Source organism: Fodinisporobacter ferrooxydans (genome assembly GCF_022818495.1).
In the GTDB taxonomy this organism is placed as follows: domain Bacteria; phylum Bacillota; class Bacilli; order Tumebacillales; family MYW30-H2; genus Fodinisporobacter; species Fodinisporobacter ferrooxydans.
The window spans coordinates 1,320,952-1,342,585 of record NZ_CP089291.1; the positions used below are offsets into that span (position 1 = coordinate 1,320,952).

Consider the following 21,634-nt stretch of genomic DNA (forward strand, 5'->3'; position numbering starts at 1 on the left):
CGTTGGTAAATTACTAGTAGGTGGCTGAACCGTTTTGCAATCGACAGAACCAAGTATTGAGGCAATTCTTCAATTGTGTCTGGAAGCCAGTCGGGTGATGGTGTATTGTGGGGCGGAAACCTCAAGAGTGGAAGAAATCATTTATCGACTGGCTACCGCTAGCCATGTAGAACAAGTAGAGAGCTTTGTTACACCGACTGGCATCTTTATCATGGTTAAAAAGTTTGGAAAAACATTGACGCAATTAGCGAGAGTGACGAGTGACGCTTCGATTGACTTGAATAAAGTGACAAAAGTAAATGACATTTCAAGGAAATACTGTCGTGGAGAGTATTCCGCGGATGAAGCAATTGAGCAGATTCGTTGCATTGTTAAGGAGCGCCCCCCTTATCCCGGATGGTTGCGGCAAATTTGCGCAGGTGTATCCGGAGGTGCATTTGCTTTATTGTTTCATGGGAGTTGGAAGGATATTTTGCCTGGATTTTTGAGTGCATTGTTGGCAAATATGCTTGCGGAAATACCGGATTACCGAATTCCGCGGTTTTTAAATGTATTCGTCGGAGCACTTGGCGGGTCGTTATTGGGACTTGCTTTTCTGAGACTTGGTTTCGGTGAACATACGGAGACGATTATCATCGGGGCGATTATTCCTTTATTGCCGGGATTGTCTATAACAAATGCAATCCGCGATTTGATGGCGGGGGATTTACTTGCTGGCGTTGCCCGTTGTGGTGAAGCAGTGCTTACCACCTTGTCTATTGCTGTGGCGGTAGGAATCGGATTGTCTATGTTTGGAGTGCCTACATAATATGCATATATTCTTTATGATGATTTTGAGTTTTGTGGCCACTGTTTCGTTTGCCGTGTTGTTTTTTGTTCCCCCAAAAGCATTAATGCCAGTTGGACTGGTTGGTGTGATTGGGTGGCTGATTTTGGTGCTTTCTCTGAATCACAACATTTCCAATGTTGCAGGAAGTTTTATGGCAGCATTAGTGATTGCGTTTTTGAGCGAATTGCTCGCACGTCAATTCAAGATGCCGGTAATCGTATTTACAGTTGCCGGAATTGTGCCGTTGGTGCCTGGATCCTCTGCCTTTTCTACGATGATTGATTTTGTGAATGGCCGTTATATGAATGGGTTGGCAAAAGGTGCGGAAACGTTGTTAATTGCCGGAGCAATCGCAACAGGTCTTGTAATATCAGGTGCATTTATGCGCTTTGGATGGAGGAGGCAGCATGTTCCTACAAAAACTCCGCCAAACAATTCAAAATGAATTGAAAATTGAAACGGGCGCCCATATTCTGGTGGGTGTCTCAGGAGGAGTCGACTCGGTGTGTTTGCTCGTCGGGCTACATTCGTTAGCAGAGGAATTTTCCTGGCAATTGACGGTTTGCCATGTGGAACACGGGCTGCGCGGCGAAGAGTCGAAAGAAGACGCAGATTTTGTTGAACAGCTTGCAAAACGGTTGAACCTGCCTTTTGTTTTAGGCGAATTTGATGTGGCTGCATTTGCAAAAAAACAAGGGCTGTCTACACAAATTGCGGCCAGAATCGTACGTTATGATTTTTTTGAAAAGGTCATGCGCGAAAAAGGCGCCGACTATCTTGCGGTCGCACATCATGCGGATGATCAAGCCGAGACCATTTTGATGCGTATTCTTCGGGGTACGTCCACGAGTGGAATGGCTGGCATGCATCTCAAACGGAAATGGCGGGATTTTCTTATTATTCGCCCGCTGCTTTGGATGTGGCGACATGAAATCGAGGAATATTGTCAAATGCGGCAATTAAGTTATCGAACGGATTCTTCAAATGTATCGACAAAGTACTTGCGCAATAAAATTCGGCTGGAACTCATTCCTTACATCGAACATGCATATAATCCTAACATTAAGGAACGATTGCTACGATTGGGCAAAATCGTCCAAAACGAAGATGAGTATTTGGAAAGACACGCACGACAATGGATGCAACAGCATTGCCAAGTCGAACCGAGTCGTATTTTATTTTCCCGGACTTCCTTTCAAAAGCTTGACTTTGCTTTACAACCTAGAGCAATTAAACTAATATTATATTATCTATCGGGACATACCACTTCGTGGGAATCTATACATATCGATACCATTTATCAGAGAATATTAGATGGACAAAACGTATACGATTCAGTAGTCGCACATGGTATTTATCTTCGATGTGAATATGATTCTGTTCATTTCCATACATATGTAGAACCATCTGCAAGAACACCGATCACAATAGAATTGAATCAAACAAAATCACAAACGGTTCCGTTTGGTTCGTTTATTGTATACTCAGACATCATAAAAGACTCACCACAGCGATCCTACAAGGATCTGATGGGTAAGTGGGAAACAGTTATTCCCATTGATGACGCGATCAACCATTCAAAGATCCGCATTCGAACCCGGATTGCCGGTGATAGCATGCAACCGTTTGGGTTTGACGGTACGACAAAAGTGAAAAAATTAATGATTGACAGGAAAATACCAGCATCGATGAGGGATCAATGGCCGATACTTGAGATCGATCATACAATTGTGTGGATACCGGGAATTCGTCGTTCCAGACATTATTTGATCCATTCGGATACAAAGGATCTGATGCACATACGTGTTTCCTTTGCTGGATCAACTGTACAATTGGAAGGATGCTAGGAGGTTTTTAAAGGGCATGCAGCAAGATATACTTGAGGTCTTATTTACAGAGGAAATGATTCAAGACAAAGTTCGAGAACTAGGTGCGGCGATCAGTCGTGACTACACCGGTAAGTCCCCTTTATTTATCTGTATTTTAAAAGGTGCCGTCATGTTTATGGCCGACTTGGCGAAACGCACCGATATTCCCCTGGAAATGGATTTTATGGCGATCTCAAGTTATGGAGATTCGACGAAGTCATCGGGTGTCGTACGAATACTAAAGGACTTGGATAAGGAAGTGGAAGGCCGTGATCTTATCATTGTTGAAGACATTATCGACAGTGGACTGACACTTTCCTATCTGCGCAACTTATTGCTTCAACGCAATGCCAAATCGATACGAATTGTGACATTATTTGATAAACCGGAAGGACGGACAGTTAATATAAGTCCGAATTATTTTGGTTTTCAAGTGCCAAACCGATTTATTGTTGGATATGGATTGGACTACGCGGATAAATATCGCAATCTTCCATACGTTGGGATTTTACGTCCAGAAGTATATAGTCACTGAAGCGGCAATCATACTACATAAAGTAGTTCGAAGATTGTTTACATGACTGGAATTGTGATAAAATGGAATCCGCCGTGACTGTGAGGAGGTAAGGAATGAATAAAATCCTGCGTAATACCGTTTTTTATCTGATTTTATTCTTGGTTGTCATTGGAATTATCCAATTCTTTACCAGCAACCAAGAGCAAAGGCAAGAAATACCGGTAACACAGTTTTATCAGCAGCTCCATAATGGGGATGTGCAGTCGGTAAGTGTTACTACAGAAGGAATTACGTTACAAATTCAAGCGACTCTGAAAAATGGTAATCAAGTTGTTACTAGAGGACTAATGGGTGATAAATTCATTCAGGATCTGGTAACAGAGGCGAATACAACGGTCAAACCTCCACAAAAGGAATCGGTTTGGTTATCATTTTTTACATCCATCGTACCGTTTATTATCATGTTTGTGCTGTTTTTCTTCTTGCTCAATCAAGCGCAGGGCGGCGGAAGCAAGGTCATGAACTTTGGCAAAAGCCGTGCGAAGCTGTATACAGAAGAGAAAAAACGCGTCACGTTTAATGATGTAGCCGGAAATGATGAAGAGAAAAACGAATTGGTGGAAGTTGTCGAGTTTCTCAAGGATCCGCGCAAATTCTCGGCATTGGGTGCAAGAATTCCGAAAGGTGTCTTGCTGGTAGGACCTCCTGGTACAGGTAAAACCCTTTTGGCCCGGGCGGTTGCAGGTGAAGCTGGCGTTCCGTTTTTCAGCATAAGCGGATCTGACTTTGTTGAAATGTTTGTCGGTGTAGGTGCATCCCGTGTTCGGGATTTGTTCGAAAATGCCAAGAAAAATGCACCCTGTATCATATTTATTGATGAGATTGATGCAGTCGGCCGTCATCGCGGCGCAGGGCTCGGCGGCGGACACGATGAGCGTGAACAAACATTGAACCAATTGCTTGTCGAGATGGATGGGTTCGGCACCAATGAAGGCATTATTATTATTGCAGCGACGAACAGGCCCGATATTTTGGATCCTGCGCTGTTGCGTCCCGGTCGATTTGATAGGCAGATTACGGTTGACCGTCCAGATGTAAAAGGTCGGGAAGAGATTTTGAAAATCCATGCTCGCAACAAACCATTGGCAAATGACGTGCATTTGGATGTAATTGCGCGATTGACACCCGGCTTTACGGGAGCCGATTTGGAGAACCTTTTGAATGAAGCGGCATTGCTGGCTGCTCGCAGAAACAAACGGGTTGTTGACATGAATGAAGTGGAAGATGCGATTGATCGCGTGATTGCAGGACCGGAAAAACGGAGTCGACGAGTCAGCGAAGTGGAGAAAAAGATTGTAGCCTATCATGAAGCGGGGCACGCGATTGTCGGATACTTTTTGCAACATGCGGATACCGTTCATAAAGTAACGATTATTCCGCGGGGAATGGCAGGCGGTTATAACATTTTCTTGCCGAAGGAAGATCGCTTTCTCATGCGCAAGCAGGAGTTGCTGGATCGGGTTTCCGGGTTGCTTGGCGGTCGTGTTGCGGAAGAAATTATCTTTGGCGATATCAGTACAGGCGCCAGCAATGACTTGGAACGGGCAACCCAGATCGTTCGCGGAATGGTTACAGATTATGGAATGAGCGAAAAATTGGGGAATATGCAGTTCGGACACCGTCAAGGGCAAGTGTTTTTAGGCAGGGATTTCACGTCGGAGCAAAATTATAGCGATGCGATTGCGCATGAAATCGACAAAGAAATGAGGCATTTTATCGATATTGCGTATGAACGTACACGTGAAGTTTTAACGAAGCATCGTGATAAGCTTGAGTTGCTTGCGCAAACATTATTAGAAAAAGAGACGCTGGATGCAGAGCAAATCAAACACTTGATGGAAACAGGGCAATTACCGGAACGGTCACGTGGAGACGTCAAAGTAAATATAGCGACTTCCAATACGAACGACCCGACAGCTTCAAAGCAATCTGGTGCAATAGAACCGCAAGCACCGCCGATTCGCAAGTTTGAGCGTCCGCTTCCGCCGGAGCCTCCTGAGAATACAAACAAAAATGAGTAATGTTTCAAGGTCGCAACTCCTGTAGTTCGCGACCTTTTTATATAGAGTATTGTGAATTATGGGAAAGACATCTAAAATATAGATAGGTTTGGAAAAATGATTTGAGAAGGTGCTTTATGAGGCTGATTCAGTTACAGACGTTAGGCAATCAATCCAATTTGAAAATGAGGTTGGCCAGGCCTATTCTTGACGAAAAAGGCACGATACTCGTTGGGAAAGGTGTTGAACTTACGTCGTTTATTGTGAATCGGCTGTTAAATTTAGGGATTTTATCTGCATACGTTGATGATGGATTGACAAATGATATCATTGTTCCTGAGATTGTTAGCCAAGAGACCACGATGAAGACGATTTCGTTTATACATAAAACGATGCAGGAAGCGGCGAACTCAAAAAATTTCTCAAAATACTTTCAAACACCAAAGTTTACTAAAAAAATCCAGGAGCTATTCCGAATTATTATTGATGAAATTCAACAGAACTCTTCTGTAATGGTAAGTTTAGCAAATATTTATTCGACAGACGAATTTCTTTATCATCATTCCTTTAATGTCACAATGATGGCTTTAATGATTGGGTTGAAATTAAAATTATCGGAAAAGCAAATGATGGACTTGGGAATCGGGACGATCTTGCATGATATTGGAAAAATGACAATTGATCCCGTTATTTTAAATAAGCCGGACAAATTAACACCGCAAGAGTTTGAGATTATGAAAACACACACAACGAACGGTTTTGAGATTCTTCGAAATCAAGGGGACATTTCTGCAGCAGCTGCTCAGATTGCTCTGCTGCATCATGAGCGATTTGATGGAACTGGATATCCGCGAGGAATACCAGGGAAAGAGCAGCATATTTTCGGTCGAATCGTTGCATTGGCGGATGTTTATGAAGCATTGACCGCAAATCGTATATACCGACGTGGGTATTTGCCGCATCAGGCATTTGAATATATTTTGGGTGGTGGTGGGTCGCATTTTGATCCGGTAATCGTTGATGTTTTTGTCAAGACGATTGCGGTATATCCAATCGGGACGGAAGTTACCTTGAATACTGGCGAAAAAGCAATTGTAACTGGGGTTGATTCGACTTGCCCCCATCGTCCCAATGTTCGCGTGTTATTTGATGCAAATGGGAATCTGTTGCATACAGCGTATGATATTCGTTTGGTGGAAAATCTTACATGCATGATTGTAGATACCAATGTAGAGGGAATGTCACAAACGTTCCAATCTGCCGTTCAGTGATGAATCTTTACATTTTAGAAAAAGCGCATGGTAAAACATGCGCTTTCCATATGAGGAATTGCTTGACTCTGGAAATTATCAAATGCAGTACTGAATATCGTCAGGTTTCTCGACAAAAACTTTTAAAAAGGAGATTTGAACCATGATATTAGAAAAAAGACAAATTACACCGATTGTTCAAAATGCTTTGTCAGAAGATGTTGGATACGGAGATATTACGACAAATTCGATTGTTCCGAAAGAATCCACTGCAAAAGCAGTCATTTTAACAAAGGAACCGGGTGTTATTGCCGGACTGGAAGTTGCAAAGACAGCCTTTGAACTGATTGACCCGCTTTTGCAAATGAAAACTCTAGTCCCGGAAGGCGAGAAATTGGCTAGTGGACAAGTTGTAATGGAAATCGAGGGCAGCGCTCGCTCCATTTTGACTGCTGAACGGGTCGCTTTAAATTTTTTGCAGCGGATGTCGGGGATTGCTACAAAGACTCTTCAATTTGTAGAAATGATTCGATATTATAATGCAAAGATTGTAGATACCAGAAAAACAACCCCGGGTTTGCGTATCTTGGAAAAATATGCGGTTACCGTTGGCGGCGGTAGAAATCACCGCTTTGGGTTATTTGATGCAGTATTGATAAAAGATAATCATATTGCCGTTGCTGGAGGTGTTCGTGAAGCGATTGTAGCAGTACGGCATAAGATACCGCATACCACGCGGGTAGAAGTCGAGGTTGAAGCACTTGAACAAATCGATGAAGCACTGGAAGTAAAAGCGGATATTATCATGCTCGATAATATGTCGACCGAGCAAATGCATCAGGCGGTTGAAAAAATTGCAGGCCGGGCAGTAGTTGAAGCATCTGGCGGAATTACGGAAGAAACGTTAGTTGAAATTGCCAAAACAGGCGTAGATTACATATCTGTTGGAGCATTAACGCATACGATTCGTTCCTTGGATATTAGTTTGGATATTCAATTGCCTGTTGAATAAATATCTAAGGTGTGAAAATATGATTTTGGTAATGGATGTAGGAAACACCAATATTACGCTTGGCGTATATGATGGCGACGAGTTGCTGTATCACTGGCGGATTGCAACACAAAGAGAACGGACGGCAGATGAACACGCAGTTCTGCTGCAACAATTATTCGCCATGGGACAAATAACATTTCAACAAATTGAGGGTATTATTATTTCTTCCGTAGTACCTCCAATTATGACAGCTTTAGAACTCATGTGCCTAAGATACTTTGGGAAAAAACCATTTGTTGTGGGACCTGGAATCAAAACAGGGCTTGAATTAAAGAACGAAAACCCCAAAGAAGTTGGTGCAGACCGTATTGTAAATGCAGTAGCAGCCATTGAATTGTATGGACCTCCGTTAATTGTCGTAGATTTTGGCACAGCAACTACATTTTGTATCATTGATGGAAACGGGCGTTACGTTGGCGGGATTATTGCGCCTGGGATTAAAATTGCAACAGAGGCATTGTTTCAGCGGGCGGCGAAACTTCCGCGTATCGATTTGGTAAAACCCCCGCATGTCATTGGCCGCAATACGATCACAAGTATGCAATCCGGAGTTATTTACGGATTTGCCGGTCAGGTGGATGGCCTTGTCAATCGTATACAGAATGAACTTTCTTTGCCGTTTACAGTGATTGCAACTGGCGGATTGGCGGGAGTTGTGGCGGATGAGTCCAGTGCGATCCATTTTATCGATCCGCTATTGACGTTAAAAGGTTTGCGATTGATATATCAAAAAAATTTTACGAAGCAGTGAAAATGCAAGATAGCGCCATAACTAGCCAGAAGGGAGATCCGTCATGTCAGATTACTTGGTGCGGGCAATTGCCTTTGACGGAAAACTGCGAGCTTTTGCCGCGTTAACCAAAGATACAGTCGAAGAAATACGCAAACGCCATGATACCTGGCCGGTAGCGACAGCAGCAGTGGGCCGTACCGCTACTGCAACGGTCATGATGGGTGCGATGCTAAAGGGGGATGATCGTGTAACGATACAGATCAAAGGCGGCGGCCCGATCGGCCAAATCGTGGCAGATGCCAATGCCGGTGGTGATGTTCGCGCATATTGTACGAAACCGCATGTTGATTTGCCCTTAAATGAAAATGGGAAATTGGATGTAGCAGGCGCTGTTGGAACAAATGGCTTTCTAAATGTCGTGAAGGATCTAGGTTTAAAAGAACCATATCGCGGCAATGTACCTTTGATCTCCGGAGAATTGGGAGAAGATTTTACATACTATTTTACCTCCTCTGAGCAAACACCCTCTGCAGTGGGTGTTGGTGTTTTGGTGAATCCTGATTTAACTGTCCGAACATCCGGCGGATTTATTATTCAATTACTTCCGGGTATAGAGGAAGATGAAATTCAACAATTGGAAAATCGCCTGCAAAGCCTTCCGCAGCTCACGACTTTGTTTGATCAAGGACTCAGCCCGGAGGATCTTTTACAAACCATTCTTCCCGATGCTTCCATGAGAATTTTGGATCGCTTTCCGATTCGCTTTGCATGCACATGTTCTCATGACCGATTGGAACGAGTCATGATAAGTTTAGGGAGAGAAGAATTAAAGAATATATTGCAGGATCAGGGGCATGCGGAAATTATCTGTCAATTTTGCAAAGAAGCATATGTATTTGATCAAAATCAGTTGCAAAATATGATTGAATCATTAAAGTGACCTCAGTATAATTTTCCAGCAATAATATGGAAAATGAGTTGACAGTTTGCTGAGATCGATGTATCTTTGAATTGTGATAATTCCTACAGGAATAATAGGATTGTATGAGGAGGAACGGATGATGAAATTGGCGAATCATATTCTTGAACTGATCGGAAATACTCCAGTTGTAAAATTAAGAAATGTAACGGAAGCAGATTCCGCAGATGTATTCGTAAAATTGGAATGGTTTAACCCAGGCGGCAGTGTAAAAGACCGAATTGCGTATGCGATGATCGAAGCTGCGGAACGTGAAGGACAATTGAAGCCAGGTGGTACGATTGTCGAACCGACGAGCGGAAATACGGGAATTGGCCTGGCACTGGTTGCTGCGGCAAAAGGGTATAAGGCAATTTTGGTCATGCCGGACACGATGAGTTTGGAACGGCGCAATCTGTTGCGCGCATATGGAGCTGAATTGGTTTTGACGCCCGGTGCGGAAGGAATGAGTGGCGCCATTCGCAAAGCAAATGAGATTACAGCACAGAATGCCGGTTATTTTATGCCGCAACAGTTTAATAATCCGGCAAATCCTCAAATTCATCAAGAAACCACAGGCCGGGAAATTGTCCAACAAATGGAAGGTAAGTTGGATGCGTTCATCGCAGCGGTTGGCACGGGCGGAACGATTACGGGTGTTGCCAAGGTATTGCGCCAGGAAATACCGAATGCGAAGATTATTACAGTGGAGCCAACCAATTCTCCGGTTTTATCGGGGGGTAAACCAGGACCACATAAAATTCAAGGAATTGGTGCAGGTTTTATCCCAGAAGTCATGGAAAAAGATTTGTTGGATGAAATTATTCTCGTGGATAACGAGGATGCATTTGCAACAGCTCGTCGATTGGCGCGTGAAGAAGGCTTGCTTGTTGGGATTTCCACAGGCGCCAATGTATTCGCAGCATTACAGGTGGCCAAAAAATTAGGACCGGGAAAACGCGTCTTGGCAATTTCTCCATCGAATGGCGAACGATACCTCAGTACTCCTTTGTTTCAATTTGAATAGTTTCCCAGACGCGAGAAAAGGGTCGCTGATGCAGCGGCTCTTTTTCTTTTGCTGTATCTGGTTGCATCTCCTTTTTGTTTGGCTTATGGTATAGAAAGTGAATATGGAAGGGGTTTAGAAACAATGGATCATTGGCAGACAAACAACTCCCCGGGTGTACATTGGATGGCAATAAAAGACTGGAAAATTCGGGACACTGTCCTCCCGACGACTCAAAAAACGCTTGTAATGGGAATATTAAACATGACTCCGGATTCATTTTCAGATGGAGGTTCCTATTCCACTGTCGATATCGCTTTGCAACGTGTCCGGGAAATGATCGAGGACGGAGCCGATATCATCGATATTGGGGGGGAATCGACACGTCCCGGCTATCAACCTGTGTCTGAAGAGGAAGAATTGCGCAGAGTGATTCCCGTAATTGAGCGCATACGAAAAGAATTTACGATCCCGCTGTCCATAGATACATACAAGTCGAATGTTGCAAGGGCGGCTATTCTGGCAGGTGCCGATATAATCAACGATATCGGAGGACTGCAATATGACGGCAACATGGCAAAGACGGCGGCAGAACTGAAAGTTCCCGTGATTGTCATGCACAATCGGTCCGAGCCGACTGACGAAGATTTTGTAGCCACCTGGATTCAGGATATGCAAAAAGCGCTTGTGATCGCGATACGGGCAGGCATTGAGCCTGATCGCATTATTTTGGATCCGGGTATTGGATTTGCCAAAACACACGAACAAAATCTCCTTGCCATGAAATATTTGCATACATTCTGCAACTTAGGTTATCCGGTATTGCTAGGGACCTCGCGAAAGTCCATTATTGCAAAAACATTGAATTTGCCCGTGCAGGAGCGGGTTGAAGGAACAGCCGCTACAGTTGCCTGCGGGATTTTTCAGGGTGCTGCAATTGTCCGCGTGCATGATACAAAGGCGATGGTTCGAGTAGCTAAAATGACAGATGCCATGATGCGTGTTAGGGGTTAATCGACCATGGATAAAATTGAACTGCTTGGAATGGAGTTTTACGGGTATCATGGGGTTTTGCCGGAAGAGAATGCCTTAGGGCAACGGTTTACAGTAGATGTAGTATTGTGCCAGTCCCTTCAGAATGCCGGCAGAACTGACCAAATCAAGGAAACGGTTAATTACGCGGAAGTTTATGAAATCGTAGAACGAATCGTTGCCGAAAAGAGGTTTCAATTAATTGAGACAGTGGCAGAAGTAATTGCATCGGAAATCTTGTCAACATATGCAGTAGTTTCTGTGGATGTGCGAGTTGCGAAAGAACATCCCCCGATTCCGGGGCATATCCGTCAAGTAGCCGTTTCGATCCATCGGATGCGGGAGGCTTTGGACGAGTGAGTGTACGATGTTATTTAGGACTCGGTTCAAACATGGGTGATCGACTTCTGCATTTGAAGACAGCAGTCAAGTTATTAGATGCAGTTTCAGGTATTCAATGTATCAGCCGATCCAGGATTTATGAGACAGACCCGGTTGGCTATCTGGAGCAAGATCAGTTTTTAAATGCTGTTGTTTGCGTTCGCACAACAAGGAAACCATTTGAACTATTGGAGCTCATTTTGCAAATAGAAAAACAGATGGGCCGGGAGCGCTTGATTCATTGGGGCCCGCGAACCATTGACATCGATATATTAACATATGGAAATATGACCCTTTTATCAGAACAGCTTGTACTTCCGCATCCTCGTTTGCATGAACGTGCGTTTGTGCTGTTGCCATTTATGGATCTGGATAAGCAATGGGTGCATCCTAACATGAATCAAAGTATCCAAGAGTTATGGAATCAGTTAAAGCAGAAAGGAGGAGTAAGGGAATGGATGATACAGTGGGAAAGCGAATACGAGCGTACCGAAAATTGAAGCATTTAACTCAGCAAGAATTTGCGGATTTGCTTGGTGTTTCCGTAGGACTGTTAGGTGCGATCGAACGAGGAACAAAGACATGCCCCGCTGAACTGATCAAGCGAGTCGGGGATCTCTTGCAAGTATCTTTGGAAGATCTTACGTCGGAGGAAAATTCCCGGTTTTAATGGCAGCAGTCTACTCTTGAGTTTTTTTAAGCGAACATGCTATTATGAAAAAATGAATTTTGCTAAAATACACGTAAAATTTTAAATATACATTCTTGATTAGGTGGTACTATGCTAAAAATCGGAAACGTGCAATTGGATAACAATGTCATTCTTGCACCCATGGCAGGAGTTTGCAATCCTCCGTTTCGCAAGTTGGTGAAAGAACATGGAGCAGGTATGGTATGTGCAGAGATGGTCAGTGATAAAGCGCTCGTTCATCATAATGAAAAAACCATGCATATGTTGGAGGTTCTGGAAGAAGAACATCCGATGAGTTTGCAATTGGTTGGCTGTGATGTGGAATCGATGAAGCGTGCAGCAGAGTTGGTGTCTGAAACAACAGCAGACATTATTGATATAAATATGGGATGCCCCGTTCATAAAATATATAAAAATGGCGCCGGTGCCGCTTTGGCAAGAGATCCTGAAGTTGCCGGTCGAATTATCGAAACAGTGATTTCTATGGTGGATAAACCGGTAACTGTAAAGTTCCGCAAAGGATGGGACGATTCAAATATCAATGCAGTTGAAATTGCCCGAATTGCTGAGCAAGCAGGTGCACAGGCCGTAACTGTTCATGGTCGAACGGCCAAACAGCTTTATTCCGGAAAAGCGGATTGGGATATCATTCGGCAAGTTCGTGAAGCTGTGAATATTCCGGTTATCGGGAATGGCGATGTAACATCACCTGAGGATGCGTTACGGATGGTCGAGGCAACAGGATGTCATGGTGTGATGGTTGGCCGTGGTGCGTTGGGGAATCCGTGGATATTTGAGCAAATCAACCATTTTATGACACATGGCAGTCACTTGCCTGAGCCGAATGCACGGGAGAGAATTCATGTTGCATTACGACATTTGGACTTATTGGTGGCAGATAAAGGGGAATATGTTGGCGTGCGCGAGATGCGAAAACATGCCGCATGGTATATAAAAGGTTTGCGTGGCTCTGCACAGTTGCGAGAATTGATCAATAAAGAAGAAACGAACGAAGGAATGCGAAGCTTGCTGCTTTCTTATTTAAATGACCTTGAAAAAAATTCGGCAATTACTGCCTGATCCAAGTGGTTTTTATTGACAACTAAATTTTGGTATATATATAATGAATCAGCGGTAATTGTCCGCTGTTTTTTTGTACTTATCTTATATGGGCAATGGCGGAGACAAGCCAGAATAAAATAATTCTAATTTACATATAATCGTATGGAAATTTCTTAAAGGAGAATTTTACATGTCGGATAAGGAAGTGCTCTTAACCTCTGATGGTCTTCATAAATTGGAGGAAGAATTGACAAATCTGAAAACGGTAAAACGTCGAGAAGTCGCAGAACGAATAAAAATTGCGATTAGCTATGGCGATATTAGTGAAAATTCAGAATATGAAGATGCAAAGAATGAGCAAGCGTTTATTGAAGGGCGAATTATTACATTAGAAAAAATGTTGCGCAATGCCAGGATTATCAACACAAATGACATTGATACAAACATAGTTGGCATTGGATCAACGGTTCGTTTACGCGATACGGAGTTTTCGGAGGAATTGGAATACACGATTGTAGGATCTGCGGAAGCAGATCCTGTTGAAAATAAAATTTCTAACGAATCACCTGTAGGTAAAGCTTTAATTGGGAGATCTCCTGGAACCTGTATCGATGTAAATGTTCCAGCAGGGACAATCCGTTATGAAATTCTAAGTATCATCAAAAAATAATAATCGAAACCGATATATAGCGTACGCAAAAACGTATGACGGAAATTGAATTGTGTGGCCTTCTTACTTGGATGCATCCCCTTACCTGTGATAAGATGTACATATTGGTCAAGGGAACCATGTATAGCGGTGGTACGCAATTTTTTTCCGCCATTTTTTATTTGACAGAATTGTAATTTTGAATATTTTTCTAATATTGTATGATAATTGTAGTAATTGGTGTCGTTTTAGCAAGTCTATGTATAGGCGGAATCATATACGTTTATACATTGCCTATATTTGGGATTGTTTTTAATCGTTGGGAGTGTTTCTTATGACTGTTCAAAGTGAGCAAATTTCCGCACAAGAAGGAATGAATGAGTTATTGCGGATTCGCAGAGAAAAATTGCAACATTTGATAGATAAAGGAATCGAGCCTTTCGGGAACAAATTCGAGCCGTCTCATACTGCTCGGCAAATCAATGAATTTGGCGAGCAAAAGACAAAAGAAGAATTAGCTGAACATCCATTGGAAGTTATTGTTGCCGGTCGAATTATGGCAAAGCGGGGACATGGAAAAGCTGGGTTTGCACAATTGCAAGATATGAGTGGGCGAGTGCAAATTTATGCGAAATCTGACGTTTTAGGTCAAGAATCCTATGAGCTTTTTGAAATGTTGGATATTGGAGATTTGATTGGTGCTGAAGGCGTTGTTTTTAAAACCAATCGTGGAGAAGTTACGGTTAACATTCACAAACTAACTATATTATCAAAAAATTTACGTCCGCTTCCTGAGAAATGGCATGGATTAAAAGATGTCGAGACAAGATATCGTCAACGCTATGTGGATTTAATTGTGAACCCGGAAGTTCGAGAAACATTTGCATTACGGAGTCGCATCATACAATCCATGCGGAGATATCTGGATGATCGTGGCTATTTAGAGGTAGAAACACCGACGATGCATACGATTCCCGGCGGTGCCGCAGCGCGTCCGTTCGTCACGCATCATAATGCTTTAGATATGAAATTATATATGCGGATCGCAACGGAGCTGCATCTCAAGCGTTTGATTGTCGGCGGGTTTGATAAAGTATACGAGATCGGCCGAATTTTCCGGAATGAAGGAATATCGACTCGTCATAATCCGGAATTTACGTCACTAGAGCTATATGAAGCTTATGCAGATTATCATGATGTTATGGATTTAACGGAAAATCTGATTGCGCATATCGCCAAAGAAGTATTGAGTACCACAGTCATTCAATATCAGGGTCAGGAAGTAGATCTCACGCCTCCATGGAAAAGAGTTTCCATGGTTGATTTGGTGAAAGAATATACAGGTGTAGATTTTTCTGTTTCCATGAGTGATGAGGAAGCGCGTGAATTAGCGAAGAAACATAAGGTTGCTGTAGAGCCTTCCATGAAGTTTGGACATATCTTAAATGCATTTTTTGAAACATTTGTAGAAGAAAAATTAATACAACCAACCTTCGTATACGGACATCCGGTGGAGATTTCTCCTTTGGCAAGGAAAAATCCGGTCGATGAGAGATTTACGGATCGGTTCGAATTGTTTATTGTTGGCCGAGAACATGCGAACGCTTTTACTGAGTTAAATGATCCGATTGATCAAAGACAACGATTTGAACAACAGTTAGCGGAAAGAGAAGCCGGCAATGATGAAGCACATATGATGGATGAAGATTTTATTACTGCGCTCGAATATGGAATGCCTCCAACAGGGGGACTTGGAATCGGTATCGACAGGCTTGTTATGCTTTTGACTGATCAGCCATCGATTCGTGATGTGCTGTTGTTCCCGATCATGAGAGAGCGCTCGGATAGTTGACTTTTAAATACGTGCCAGTGTTTTTCGCGATAAAATGCTTCACTTAATTTTGATTCAGGCAAAAATTCTTTGTGGGATTAACGTATAAATTTTAGGGATCAATAGTATCAGCCCGGCAAGGAGACACGTCTCGACTCAAGTGCTGACACACTAAGTTCGGCTTTGCCCCAAGGGATAAGTCTCACTCTGGCTTTGCTGAAAAGCTTGGCGAAGCCAGATTTTCTTTATTTGATTTGAATAAATGTTAGCCTTTAATGGGAGCATACTTTATATAACGAAAGGCATTGGTTTGTTTGTATTCCTTTTTTCATGACAATTGGATGTTACTTTTTCTTGTATTACAGTCGAAAATTTCATCAAAAAATATATCAAAAAATATGTTTGACATGCAATTGTATTTTTGATATATTATCTAAGCGGTCGCTGATGCGGCTCTGATAAACGAGGTTCTTTGAAAACTAAACAAGTGCAGGGAGTTATTATGTAACTCCTGTCATTAGTCAGTATTGATTCTGACAGGGTAAAAACTTTCATTTGAGAGTTTGATCCTGGCTCAGGACGAACGCTGGCGGCGTGCCTAATACATGCAAGTCGCGCGGACGATGCAAAGCTTGCTTTGCATCGTTAGCGGCGGACGGGTGAGTAACACGTGGGCAACCTGCCGAATCGTTTGGGATAACACCCGGAAACGGGTGCTAATACCGGATAGTTTCTTCCTTCGCATGAAGGGAGACGGAAAGGTCCGTTCGGACCGCGATTCGATGGGCCCGCGGCGCATTAGCTAGTTGGTGGGGTAACGGCTCACCAAGGCGACGATGCGTAGCCGACCTGAGAGGGTGACCGGCCACACTGGGACTGAGACACGGCCCAGACTCCTACGGGAGGCAGCAGTAGGGAATCTTCCGCAATGGGCGCAAGCCTGACGGAGCAACGCCGCGTGAGTGATGAAGGCCTTCGGGTTGTAAAACTCTGTCTTCGGAGACGAACCCGTACGGGAGGAAATGCCCGTGCGTTGACGGTATCCGAGGAGGAAGCCCCGGCTAACTACGTGCCAGCAGCCGCGGTAATACGTAGGGGGCAAGCGTTGTCCGGAATCACTGGGCGTAAAGCGCGCGCAGGCGGCATTTCACGTCTGGGGTGAAAGTCCAGAGCTCAACTCTGGGATGGCCTTGGAAACGGGAGTGCTTGAGCGTCGGAGAGGTAAGGGGAATTCCACGTGTAGCGGTGAAATGCGTAGAGATGTGGAGGAACACCAGTGGCGAAGGCGCCTTACTGGCCGATTGCTGACGCTGAGGCGCGAAAGCGTGGGGAGCAAACAGGATTAGATACCCTGGTAGTCCACGCCGTAAACGATGAGTGCTAGGTGTTGGAGGGTACCACCTCCAGTGCCGAAGCTAACGCATTAAGCACTCCGCCTGGGGAGTACGGTCGCAAGACTGAAACTCAAAGGAATTGACGGGGGCCCGCACAAGCAGTGGAGCATGTGGTTTAATTCGAAGCAACGCGAAGAACCTTACCAGGTCTTGACATCCCGCTGACCGGTGTAGCGATACACCTTCCCTTCGGGGCAGCGGTGACAGGTGGTGCATGGTTGTCGTCAGCTCGTGTCGTGAGATGTTGGGTTAAGTCCCGCAACGAGCGCAACCCTTGATCTGTGTTGCCAGCATTCAGTTGGGCACTCACAGGTGACTGCCGGCGACAAGCCGGAGGAAGGCGGGGATGACGTCAAATCATCATGCCCCTTATGACCTGGGCTACACACGTGCTACAATGGGCGGTACAACGGGATGCGAAGCCGCAAGGCGGAGCCAACCCCTGAAAACCGTTCACAGTTCGGATTGCAGGCTGCAACCCGCCTGCATGAAGCCGGAATTGCTAGTAATCGCGGATCAGCATGCCGCGGTGAATCCGTTCCCGGGCCTTGTACACACCGCCCGTCACACCACGAGAGTTGACAACACCCGAAGTCGGTGGGGCAACCATTTGGGGCCAGCCGCCGAAGGTGGGGTCGATGATTGGGGTGAAGTCGTAACAAGGTAGCCGTATCGGAAGGTGCGGCTGGATCACCTCCTTTCTAAGGAATATAAGTCCCTTATGGGGATGCGAAAAAGAATGTTTGTGTTACACGAACATTGCCCTGCACTTGGTTAGTTTTGAGGGAACCTCCCTCAACTGGAAACATCTGATGGTTGCATCGCTGGATGCAGCGTATTAAGATGAATTTCCTGCTTCCGCAAGGAAGCGTGAATATGGAATGGCTTTTTTATGTTCTTTGTTCTTGATGTTCTTTGAAAACTGGATAGCGAATTCTATCGTATACAGGATGAATACAATGCGTGGTAACTGCGCAAGCAGTACACAATTTCATCAAATGTTTTACCCGAGCGCTTAACGATTTTTTGGTATGCATGTTTTATGCAGCACCAAGCTGCGACTCGCTAGCGGCGAGAAGTGCCAGGAAGAGATTTCGTGAAGAAGTGAGCATAATGGAATTATGTGAACGATGAACGAAAGATCTGACAACGCAATTCGAAGCCGATAGGTAGAGTCGCCTAGGTTAAGTTAGTAAGGGCGCATGGTGGATGCCTAGGTGCCAGGTGCCGATGAAGGACGGAGCGAACGCCGAAACGCCCCGGGGAGCTGTAAGCAAGCGTTGATCCGGGGATCTCCGAATGGGGCAACCCCCTGCGGTTCATACCGCAGGATTCCGATCTGAATCCATAGGGTCGGAAAGGTACACCAGGGGAACTGAAACATCTAAGTACCCTGAGGAAAAGAAAACAACAGTGATTCCCTAAGTAGCGGCGAGCGAACGGGGAATAGCCCAAACCGCACATGCTTGCATGTGCGGGGTTGCGGGGCGTCTCATACGAAGTTATCAATCCATTGGGTAGGAGAACGGCCTGGAACGGCCGATCGCAGAGGGTGACAATCCCGTATCTGAAACCAAATGGACTTCGAGACGAACCCCAAGTACCGCGGGACACGTGAAATCCCGTGGGAATCCGGGAGGACCACCTCCTAAGGCTAAATACACCCTGGCAACCGATAGTGAACCAGTACCGTGAGGGAAAGGTGAAAAGCACCCCGGGAGGGGAGTGAAACAGAACCTGAAACCATGTGCCTACAATCAGTCGGAGGGCCATACCACCCCAAAAAGTATTACTTTTCGGGGACCCCGGTTAGCCTGACGGCGTGCCTTTTGTAGAATGAACCGGCGAGTGATGGTCGCAAGCGAGGTTAAAGCGAGAAGCTGGAGCCGTAGCGAAAGCGCGTCTGAAAAGGGCGGCAGTTTGCGGTCATCGACCCGAAACCGGGTGATCTACCCCTGGTCAGGGTGAAGTTGCGGTAAAACGCAATGGAGGCCCGAACCCACTGACGTTGAAAAGTCAGGGGATGAACTGGGGGTAGGGGAGAAATTCCAATCGAACTCGGAGATAGCTGGTTCTCCCCGAAATAGCTTTAGGGCTAGCGTTGGAGCGAGAGGGATGGAGGTAGAGCACTGATTGGGCTAGGGGCCTGTCCAAGGTTACCGAACTCAGTCAAACTCCGAATGCCGTTTCCTTATCTCCAGCAGTCAGACTACGAGTGCTAAGATCCGTGGTCAAAAGGGAAACAGCCCAGACCATCAGCTAAGGTCCCCAAGTTCCGGTTAAGTGGGAAACGATGTGGCGGTGCACAGACAACCAGGATGTTGGCTTAGAAGCAGCCACCATTGAAAGAGTGCGTAATAGCTCACTGGTCGAGTGACGCTGCGCGGAAAATGTAACGGGGCTAAACCGGACACCGAAGCTATGGATGTGCGCTTTGCGCACGTGGTAGGGGAGCGTTCTCAGCGAGTGGAAGTCAGACCGGAAGGTCTGGTGGATGGCTGAGAAGTGAGAATGCCGGTATAAGTAGCGAAAAGACAGGTGAGAATCCTGTCCACCGAAAGCCTAAGGGTTCCTGGGGAAGGCTCGTCCTCCCAGGGTTAGTCGGGACCTAAGCCGAGGCCGAAAGGCGTAGGCGATGGACAACTGGTGGAAATTCCAGTACCACCGTGTCACCGTTTGAGTGAGGGAGTGACGCAGGAGGATAGGGTGAGCGGCCTGTTGGATGGCCGTGCAAGCAGCAAGGCTGGGAGATTGGCAAATCCGTCTTCCATACGGTCAAGCTGTGATGCCGAGCGAAATTGTAGTAGCGAAGTCCCTGATTTCACACTGCCAAGAAAAGCTTCTAGCGAGGGGACCGGTGCCCGTACCGCAAACCGACACAGGTAGGCGAGGAGAGAATCCTCAGGTGCGCGGGAAAACTCTCGTTAAGGAACTCGGCAAAATGGCCCCGTAACTTCGGGAGAAGGGGCGCTCTGGTAGGGTGTTCTTTACGAATGCCTGAGAGAGCCGCAGTGAAAAGGCCCAAGCGACTGTTTAGCAAAAACACAGGTCTCTGCTAAGCCGAAAGGCGATGTATAGGGGCTGACGCCTGCCCGGTGCTGGAAGGTTAAGAGGAGGGGTTATCCCTTGCGGGAGAAGCTCTGAATTGAAGCCCCAGTAAACGGCGGCCGTAACTATAACGGTCCTAAGGTAGCGAAATTCCTTGTCAGGTAAGTTCTGACCCGCACGAATGGCGTAACGACTTGGGCGCTGTCTCAACGAGAGACCCGGTGAAATTGTAGTACCTGTGAAGATGCAGGTTACCCGCGGCTAGACGGAAAGACCCCGTGGAGCTTGACTGTAGCTTGATATGGAAGTTGGGTACTTCATGTACAGGATAGGTGGGAGACTGCGAAGCCAGGGCGCCAGCCTTGGCGGAGTCAATCTTGGGATACCACCCTTGAAGTATCCGGCTTCTAACTCGACGCCCTGAAGCGGGTGTGAGGACAGTGTCAGGTGGGCAGTTTGACTGGGGCGGTCGCCTCCCAAAGCGTAACGGAGGCGCCCAAGGGTTCCCTCAGCGCGGTTGGAAATCGCGCGGCGAGTGCAAAGGCAAAAGGGAGCTTGACTGCGAGACTTACAAGTCGAGCAGGGACGAAAGTCGGGCTTAGTGATCCGGCGGTGCCGAGTGGAAGGGCCGTCGCTCAACGGATAAAAGCTACCCCGGGGATAACAGGCTTATCTCCCCCAAGAGTCCACATCGACGGGGAGGTTTGGCACCTCGATGTCGGCTCATCGCATCCTGGGGCTGAAGTCGGTCCCAAGGGTTGGGCTGTTCGCCCATTAAAGCGGTACGCGAGCTGGGTTCAGAACGTCGTGAGACAGTTCGGTCCCTATCTGCCGCGGGCGCAGGAAATTTGAGAAGTGCTGTCCTTAGTACGAGAGGACCGGGATGGACCGACCGCTGGTGTCTCAGTTGTGGTGCCAACTGCATCGCTGAGTAGCCAAGTCGGGACGGGATAAGCGCTGAAAGCATCTAAGCGCGAAGCCCGCTTCAAGATGAGATTTCCCACTAGGAAGCTAGGTAAGACCCCATGAAGAAGACATGGTTGATAGGTCTGGAGTGTACGTGTGGCGACACATTGAGCTGACAGATACTAATCGGTCGAGGACTTAACCTAAACAAAAAGGTTTACGTGCGCAAAGGATACGATAGCATTCGCATCTGGTTTTGAAAGAACATCTTTCTTTATGATTCGCTAGAAGCGAGAAGTGCAAGGAATGACCGGAGCGAGTGAAGGAGCGTACGGTATTGGTACGTGACGGAAGCGAGTGATGGG

17 protein-coding genes and 2 rRNA genes are annotated in these 21,634 nt (G+C 45.7%); all 19 read left to right on the plus strand.

Features of this window, described 5'->3' with window-relative positions; all coding sequences use genetic code 11:
• Positions 1-34: 34 nt before the first annotated feature.
• The 19 genes from LSG31_RS06235 to LSG31_RS06325 all read left to right on the plus strand — a co-directional run bounded on the left by LSG31_RS06235 (position 35) and on the right by LSG31_RS06325 (position 21,475).
• Positions 35-808, plus strand: a complete 774-nt coding sequence (locus tag LSG31_RS06235) for a threonine/serine exporter family protein (protein ID WP_347438523.1) — start codon at positions 35-37, stop codon at positions 806-808.
• A gap of 1 nt (position 809) precedes the next feature.
• Positions 810-1,274: a threonine/serine exporter family protein gene (locus LSG31_RS06240; RefSeq protein ID WP_347438524.1), complete on the plus strand. Its 465-nt coding sequence runs from the start codon at positions 810-812 to the stop codon at positions 1,272-1,274.
• Positions 1,237-2,676: a tRNA lysidine(34) synthetase TilS gene (gene tilS / locus LSG31_RS06245; RefSeq protein WP_347438525.1), complete on the plus strand. Its 1,440-nt coding sequence runs from the start codon at positions 1,237-1,239 to the stop codon at positions 2,674-2,676. The genes LSG31_RS06240 and tilS overlap by 38 nt, the downstream gene beginning before the upstream one ends.
• Before the next feature lie 16 nt (positions 2,677-2,692).
• Complete coding sequence (gene hpt, locus LSG31_RS06250) at positions 2,693-3,232, plus strand: hypoxanthine phosphoribosyltransferase (protein ID WP_347438526.1); 540 nt, start codon at positions 2,693-2,695, stop codon at positions 3,230-3,232.
• 95 nt (positions 3,233-3,327) lie between these two features.
• The gene (gene ftsH, locus LSG31_RS06255) at positions 3,328-5,295 is read left to right on the plus strand and encodes an ATP-dependent zinc metalloprotease FtsH (RefSeq protein WP_347438527.1); all 1,968 of its coding nucleotides are present in this window, start codon (positions 3,328-3,330) and stop codon (positions 5,293-5,295) included.
• Positions 5,296-5,411: 116 nt separating this feature from the next.
• Positions 5,412-6,545 (plus strand): HD-GYP domain-containing protein, encoded by a 1,134-nt coding sequence (locus tag LSG31_RS06260; protein ID WP_347438528.1) that lies wholly within the window; start codon positions 5,412-5,414, stop codon positions 6,543-6,545.
• Positions 6,546-6,687: 142 nt separating this feature from the next.
• A complete protein-coding gene (gene nadC / locus LSG31_RS06265; RefSeq protein WP_347438529.1) occupies positions 6,688-7,536 on the plus strand; it encodes a carboxylating nicotinate-nucleotide diphosphorylase in 849 nt (282 codons plus the stop codon).
• A 19-nt stretch (positions 7,537-7,555) separates the two neighbouring features.
• On the plus strand, positions 7,556-8,329 hold the full coding sequence (locus LSG31_RS06270) for a type III pantothenate kinase (RefSeq protein WP_347438530.1): 774 nt from the start codon (positions 7,556-7,558) through the stop codon (positions 8,327-8,329).
• A gap of 43 nt (positions 8,330-8,372) precedes the next feature.
• Positions 8,373-9,251: an Hsp33 family molecular chaperone HslO gene (gene hslO, locus LSG31_RS06275; RefSeq protein WP_347438531.1), complete on the plus strand. Its 879-nt coding sequence runs from the start codon at positions 8,373-8,375 to the stop codon at positions 9,249-9,251.
• A 118-nt stretch (positions 9,252-9,369) separates the two neighbouring features.
• A complete protein-coding gene (gene cysK / locus LSG31_RS06280; protein ID WP_347438532.1) occupies positions 9,370-10,296 on the plus strand; it encodes a cysteine synthase A in 927 nt (308 codons plus the stop codon).
• Positions 10,297-10,419: 123 nt separating this feature from the next.
• Positions 10,420-11,289: a dihydropteroate synthase gene (gene folP, locus LSG31_RS06285; RefSeq protein WP_347438533.1), complete on the plus strand. Its 870-nt coding sequence runs from the start codon at positions 10,420-10,422 to the stop codon at positions 11,287-11,289.
• A 6-nt stretch (positions 11,290-11,295) separates the two neighbouring features.
• Positions 11,296-11,667: a dihydroneopterin aldolase gene (gene folB / locus LSG31_RS06290; RefSeq protein ID WP_347438534.1), complete on the plus strand. Its 372-nt coding sequence runs from the start codon at positions 11,296-11,298 to the stop codon at positions 11,665-11,667.
• Positions 11,664-12,188 carry a 2-amino-4-hydroxy-6-hydroxymethyldihydropteridine diphosphokinase gene (gene folK / locus LSG31_RS06295; RefSeq protein WP_347438535.1) on the plus strand — a complete coding sequence of 175 codons (525 nt, stop codon included), beginning with the start codon at positions 11,664-11,666 and terminating at the stop codon, positions 12,186-12,188. Before folB ends, folK begins: the two co-directional genes overlap by 4 nt.
• Positions 12,143-12,358: a helix-turn-helix transcriptional regulator gene (locus LSG31_RS06300; protein WP_347438536.1), complete on the plus strand. Its 216-nt coding sequence runs from the start codon at positions 12,143-12,145 to the stop codon at positions 12,356-12,358. Before folK ends, LSG31_RS06300 begins: the two co-directional genes overlap by 46 nt.
• A 111-nt stretch (positions 12,359-12,469) precedes the next feature.
• Positions 12,470-13,459 (plus strand): tRNA dihydrouridine synthase DusB, encoded by a 990-nt coding sequence (gene dusB / locus LSG31_RS06305; RefSeq protein ID WP_347438537.1) that lies wholly within the window; start codon positions 12,470-12,472, stop codon positions 13,457-13,459.
• Between the two features lie 172 nt (positions 13,460-13,631).
• On the plus strand, positions 13,632-14,111 hold the full coding sequence (gene greA, locus LSG31_RS06310) for a transcription elongation factor GreA (RefSeq protein WP_347438538.1): 480 nt from the start codon (positions 13,632-13,634) through the stop codon (positions 14,109-14,111).
• Positions 14,112-14,424: 313 nt separating this feature from the next.
• The gene (lysS, locus tag LSG31_RS06315; RefSeq protein ID WP_347438539.1) at positions 14,425-15,942 is read left to right on the plus strand and encodes a lysine--tRNA ligase; all 1,518 of its coding nucleotides are present in this window, start codon (positions 14,425-14,427) and stop codon (positions 15,940-15,942) included.
• A 530-nt stretch (positions 15,943-16,472) separates the two neighbouring features.
• Positions 16,473-18,016, plus strand: a 16S ribosomal RNA gene (locus tag LSG31_RS06320).
• A gap of 481 nt (positions 18,017-18,497) precedes the next feature.
• Positions 18,498-21,475 (plus strand): 23S ribosomal RNA (locus LSG31_RS06325).
• Together the 16S and 23S rRNA genes form the textbook arrangement of a ribosomal RNA operon.
• Positions 21,476-21,634: the final 159 nt, after the last annotated feature.